The following is a 5,738-nucleotide window of genomic DNA, read 5'->3' as shown; positions in this document are numbered from 1 at the left end:
TTCGCCAACGCGGTACGCGTTTTCATGCCGGCACCAATGTCGGCATGGGCAAGGATCACACGCTCTTCGCACTCGTCGACGGCCAGGTCAAGTTCACGATTAAGGGCGCGCTGAACCGCCAGACAGTCAACATCTGCCCGCTCTGATCCGCCGCGTTGCGGCCCCAGAAGCCCCGGCGTGCCGGGGCTTTTTTGCTTCTACCATCCAGCCATGAAATTCGTCGACGAAGCCACGATCGACGTTGCCGCAGGCAACGGTGGCGCGGGCTGCGCCAGTTTCAGGCGCGAGAAGTTCATCCCCTTCGGTGGGCCCAACGGCGGCGATGGGGGTCGCGGTGGCAGCATCTACGCAGTTGCCGACCAAAACCTCAACACGCTCATCGACTACCGCTACGCGCGCCGCCACGAGGCGCGCAACGGCGAGGCCGGCCGGGGCTCCGACTGCTTCGGCGCGGCATCAGACGACGTCGTCCTGCGCGTGCCGGTCGGCACCATCATCACGGACCTCGAAACCGAGTCCGTCATCGGCGAACTGCTTGAGCCGGGCCATCGCATCCTGCTCGCCAAGGGCGGCGACGGGGGCTTCGGCAACCTGCATTTCAAGACCTCGACGAACCGCGCGCCGCGCCAGAAGACACCCGGCTGGCCGGGTGAGGTCAAGAAGCTGCGCATGGAGCTGCGCGTGCTGGCCGACGTCGGCCTGCTGGGCCAGCCGAATGCGGGCAAGTCGACGCTGATCACGGCGGTGTCCAACGCCAAACCCAAGATCGCCGATTACCCGTTCACGACGTTGCACCCCAACCTGGGTGTCGTGCGCGTGGGGCCGGAGAAGAGTTTCGTCGTCGCCGACATCCCCGGCCTCATTGAGGGCGCCGCCGAAGGTGCCGGCCTGGGCCACCAGTTCCTGCGCCATCTGCAGCGCACGCGGCTGCTGCTGCACGTCGTCGATCTGGCGCCCTTCGACCCCGAGGTCGATCCTGTCAAGGAAGCGAAGGCGATCGTTGCTGAGCTGAAGAAGTACGACCCCGCGCTGCATGCCAAGCCGCGCTGGCTGGTGCTGAACAAGCTCGACATGGTTCCCGAGGACGAGCGTGCTGCTCGCGTGAAGGAGTTCGTCAAGCGCTACCGCTGGAAGGGGCCGGTCTTCGAGATCTCGGCGCTGACCCGCGCGGGCTGTCAGGCTTTGATTCACGCCATCTACGACCACGTTGCCGCCGAACAGCGCGTGCTCGAAGAGCCCGACATCCGTTTCGAGTCCAAAGATCCCGCTGAATGAGCCTGCTGTCCAGCGCACGCCGAATCGTCGTCAAAGTCGGCTCCAGCCTCGTCACCAACGAAGGCCGGGGCATTGATGCCGAGGCGATCGCGAATTGGAGCCGCCAGCTTGCGGCGTTAGCGGGCGAAGGGCGCGAGCTGATCATGGTGTCCAGTGGTGCCATCGCCGAGGGCATGAAGCGCCTGGGCTGGACGACGCGGCCCAAGGAGCTACACGAACTGCAGGCCGCTGCGGCCGTGGGCCAGATGGGCCTGGCGCAGATGTACGAGAGCCAGCTCAGTGCGCACGGCATGCACAGCGCCCAGGTGCTGCTGACGCACGCCGACCTGGCGGACCGCGAGCGTTATCTGAATGCCCGCTCCACGCTGCTGACGCTGATGGCACATCGCGTGCTGCCGGTCATCAACGAGAACGACACGGTCGTCAACGACGAGATCAAGTTCGGCGACAACGACACATTGGGCGCCCTGGTTGCCAACCTCGTTGAGGCCGACGCGCTGGTCATCCTGACCGACCAGCGCGGCCTGTACTCTGCCGACCCGCGCAAGGACCCGAACGCGCGCTTCATCGACACCGCCGAGGCGGGCGACCCCGAGCTGGAGCGCATGGCTGGCGGCGCTGGGTCCAGCATCGGCCGGGGCGGCATGATCACCAAGATCCTTGCGGCCAAGCGCGCGGCGGGCAGTGGTGCAGGCACCGTCATTGCCTGGGGGCGCGAGCCCGATGTGCTGCTGCGTCTGGCGCGCGGCGAGGCCATCGGCACGGCGTTGCATGCCGCCACGCCCAAGCTGGCGGCGCGCAAGCAGTGGATGGTCGACCACCTGCAGATGCGCGGCGCCGTGCGCATCGATGCGGGTGCCGTGACGAAGCTGCGTGGCGAGGGCAAGAGCCTGTTGCCTATCGGCGTCACCGAGGTGCAGGGCGATTTCCACCGCGGCGACGTCATCGCTGTGCTGGCGCCGGACGGCACGGAACTGGCCCGCGGGCTGGCCAACTACTCGGGCACGGAGTCGCGGCTGATTGCGCGCAAGCCGTCATCCGAGTTCGAGAGCGTGCTTGGCTATGCGGCCGAGCCCGAGCTGATCCATCGAGACAATTTGGTACTCCGGTAGGAGTAGCCAAATTGCGGCGCAGTCACAAGTTGGCGCCGCCGCCGGCAGCGACATTGCGGCACAGCCGCAACGGTGCTTCGCTAGGGGCGACCGAATTGCGGCGCAGACACGATCTGGTCCTGCGCTGAGTCGTCCGGCGATTCGCCGTCGGGCGGTGTTGATGTCGCGTCCAGCGGCATCGGCCCGCTGATGCGCCCCTCACCTCGGTGCACCGGCCGCATGCCAGCGCGCAGATAGCGGTTGTGGTGGTTGATGCGCGGCAGGAAGCGCGCGAGTTCCGTCAGCGCCATCTCGTAAACGCCGCGCTTGAACTCGATGACGGCCTCCAGCGGCACCCAGTAGTCGTTCCAACGCCAGGCGTCGAACTCCGGGTGATCGGTAGCGCGTAGATTCATGTCGCAGTCGCGGCCGACCATCTGCAGCAGGAACCAGATCTGTTTCTGGCCCTTGTAGTGGCCGCGCGCATCTCTCCGGATGAAGTGATCGGGCACCTCATAGCGCAGCCAGTCTCGCGTTCTCGCGAGGATGCGCACATGCTCTGGAATGAGCCCCACCTCTTCGTGGAGCTCTCGCAACATCGCCTGCTCAGGCGTCTCGCCGTGTTTGATGCCCCCTTGCGGGAACTGCCACGAGTGCGTCCGGATGCGTTTGCCCCAGAAGACCTCGTTGCGGTGGTTGAGCAGGATGATGCCGACGTTGGGGCGGAAGCCTTCACGGTCGAGCATAATCAACCTCAAATCTCTAGTTGGTTCGATTATTGCATCGGGCCGCGATTGCGGTGCGGCCCTCGCTAACCCGAAGATTTGCCTCTATTTCGTTGTGACTTCGGCCGGGTTTGCACCCGGCCTTTGCATTTGGTCTGCCCATGAAAGCCTCCCAGTTTTTCGTCTCTACGCTCAAAGAAGCTCCTGCAGATGCCGAGGTTGTCAGCCACAGGCTGATGATGCGCGCCGGCATGATCAAGCGCCTGGGTGCGGGCATTTACAACTACATGCCGATGGGGCTTCGTGTCATCCGCAAGGTCGAGAAGATCATCCGCGAGGAGATGGATGCGGCCGGTGCCGTCGAGTGCCTGATGCCCGTCATCCAGCCCGCCGAGCTGTGGCAGGAGACCGGCCGCTTCGACAAGATGGGCCCCGAGCTGCTGCGCGTGAAAGACCGCCATGGCCGCGACTACATCGTGCAGCCGACGAGCGAGGAAGTCATCACCGACATCGCCCGCCAGGAGCTGCGCTCTTACCGCCAGCTGCCGAAAAATTTCTATCACATCCAGACCAAGTTCCGCGACGAGCGCCGGCCCCGCTTCGGCCTGATGCGCGGCCGCGAATTCACGATGAAGGACGCCTACTCCTTCGACCGTGACGTCGACGCCGCAGGCCGCAGCTACGACAACATGTTCGCGGCCTACGGCAAGATCTTCGACCGCTTCGGCCTGCAGTACCGCGCCGTCGCCGCCGATACCGGCGCCATCGGCGGCGACCGCTCGCATGAGTTCCAGGTCATCGCCGAGACGGGCGAGGACGCCATCGTCTACTGCCCGACCAGTGACTACGCTGCCAACATGGAGCTGGCCGAAGGCGTTGCGCTGACGGCCTCGCGCGGTGCGGCGACGCAGGCGCTGACGAAGACGCCCACGCCGGGCAAGAGCACCTGCGCGGACGTCGCCGAGCTGCTGAGCCTGCCGCTGGCGCAGACCGTCAAGTCGCTGGTGCTGGCCACCGACGAACTCGACAAAGACGGCAGCATTGCCAAGACCCAGGTCTGGCTGCTGCTCGTGCGCGGCGACCATGAGCTGAACGAGGTCAAGGCCGGCAAGGTCGAAGGCTTGAAGAGCGGCTTCCGCTTTGCGACGGCCGGCGAGATCGACACGCACTTCGGTTGCAAGCCCGGCTATCTCGGCCCCATCGGTCTGAAGGCTCCGCTGAAGATCGTTGCCGACCGCACCGTGGCCAACATGGCCGACTTCGTCTGCGGCGCCAACGAGGTGGACTTTCACTTCACCGGCGCGAACTGGGGCCGCGACCTGCCCGAGCCCGATGTCGTCGCCGACTTGCGCAACGTCGTCGCTGGCGACCCGTCGCCGGACGGCAAGGGAGTGCTGGCCATCCAGCGCGGCATCGAGGTGGGCCATGTGTTCTATCTCGGCACCAAATATTCGGCCGCGATGAACGCGACCTTCCTGGACGAGAACGGCAAGCCCCGCCTGATGGAGATGGGCTGCTACGGCATCGGCGTCACGCGCATCCTGGGTGCGGCCATCGAGCAGAACCACGACGCGCGCGGCATCATTTGGCCGGACGCCATTGCGCCTTTCACCGTGGTCATCTGCCCCATCGGCATGGACCGCAGCGAGGACGTGAAGGCCGCCGCGCAAAAGCTCTACGACGAGCTGAGGGCGCTGGGCGTGGACGTGCTGCTGGACGACCGCGGCGAGCGTCCGGGCGCGATGTTCGCGGATTGGGAGCTGATCGGCGTGCCGCACCGCGTGGTGCTCGGCGACCGCGGCCTGAAGGAAGGCCAGGTCGAGTACCAGGGTCGCCGTGACGAGGCGGCGACCAAGCTGGCCGTCGGCGATGTCGTCGGCCATCTGAAAGGCCTGCTGAAGCTTTGACGCGCGTGAATCGGCGCCTGGCTCTCGTGGGCCTGCTCGCCGCGCCGCTCGGCGCTCGTGCCGGTGCGCAGCGCGAGGAGCCGTTGATGGACTCGATGCGCTCGGCCCTGAGCGCCTCCATCGCGCAGGCCGCGCCGCCCCGGCCGAAGTTCGACGACACCGAAGCGCGCATGGCCTACCTGCGCTGGCTGGGCGCTATGAGCGAGCGGCTGAAGAAGCGCAAGACCGAGACGCAGATCCGCATCGAGTTCCTGGAGACCGTCTGGTACGAAGCCCGGCGCGCGGGCCTGGAGCCCAGCCTGGTGCTGGGGTTGATCCAGGTCGAGAGTGGCTTTCGCAAGTACGCGATCAGCACGGCCGGCGCGCGGGGCTATATGCAGGTCATGCCGTTTTGGACGCGCGCCATCGGCGATGGCAATGCGTCGGGTCTCTTCCACATGCAGACCAATCTGCGCTTCGGCTGCGTGATCCTGCGCCACTACCTCGACGTCGAGAAGGGCGACTTGTACCTGGCCCTGGGCCGCTACAACGGCAGCCGCGGGCGGGCGGAGTATCCGAACGCGGTGTTCGCGTCGCGCAGGCAGTGGCTGCTGCCGGGCGAGAAGTAGGCCTGGCCTGTGCGTTCAGGCGTGCGTCGTGAGCGAGCCGGGGTAGGTCAGCGAGCTCGCAGCTGCCGAGACGGAGAACACGACGCTGGCCGTGCCCGCCTGCTGCATCAGCGAGGTGTAGAGCGACATGAC

General features: G+C 66.1%; 6 protein-coding genes. 5 read left to right on the top strand and 1 reads right to left on the bottom strand.

The window, feature by feature from the left end:
- The 3 genes from ABIS05_RS12765 to proB all read left to right on the top strand — a co-directional run.
- On the top strand, positions 1–146 hold a 146-nt coding region (locus tag ABIS05_RS12765), incomplete at its 5' end, for a 50S ribosomal protein L27 (protein WP_348012337.1).
- Between the two features lie 64 nt (positions 147–210).
- Entirely contained in the window at positions 211–1,275 is a 1,065-nt protein-coding gene (gene cgtA / locus ABIS05_RS12760; protein WP_348012335.1) for an Obg family GTPase CgtA, read from the top strand.
- A complete protein-coding gene (gene proB / locus ABIS05_RS12755; protein WP_348012334.1) occupies positions 1,272–2,387 on the top strand; it encodes a glutamate 5-kinase in 1,116 nt (371 codons plus the stop codon). Before cgtA ends, proB begins: the two co-directional genes overlap by 4 nt.
- Before the next feature lie 80 nt (positions 2,388–2,467).
- On the opposite strand, the gene ABIS05_RS12750 is transcribed toward proB, so the two are convergent.
- Positions 2,468–3,112, bottom strand: a complete 645-nt coding sequence (locus ABIS05_RS12750; protein WP_348012333.1) for an RNA pyrophosphohydrolase — start codon at positions 3,110–3,112, stop codon at positions 2,468–2,470.
- A gap of 140 nt (positions 3,113–3,252) precedes the next feature.
- On the opposite strand from ABIS05_RS12750, the gene ABIS05_RS12745 reads away from it, so the two are divergent.
- Both ABIS05_RS12745 and ABIS05_RS12740 read left to right on the top strand, forming a co-directional pair.
- The gene (locus ABIS05_RS12745; RefSeq protein WP_348012332.1) at positions 3,253–4,998 is read left to right on the top strand and encodes a proline--tRNA ligase; all 1,746 of its coding nucleotides are present in this window, start codon (positions 3,253–3,255) and stop codon (positions 4,996–4,998) included.
- Positions 4,999–5,003: 5 nt separating this feature from the next.
- Entirely contained in the window at positions 5,004–5,606 is a 603-nt protein-coding gene (locus tag ABIS05_RS12740) for a lytic transglycosylase domain-containing protein (protein ID WP_407074873.1), read from the top strand.
- The last annotated feature ends 132 nt before the right edge of the window (positions 5,607–5,738 follow it).

This window comes from Roseateles sp. (assembly GCF_039929605.1).
GTDB lineage: Bacteria > Pseudomonadota > Gammaproteobacteria > Burkholderiales > Burkholderiaceae_C > Pelomonas.
The sequence above is the reverse complement of the archived record's forward strand: the minus strand, read 5'-3'. Positions and strand labels throughout refer to the sequence as shown.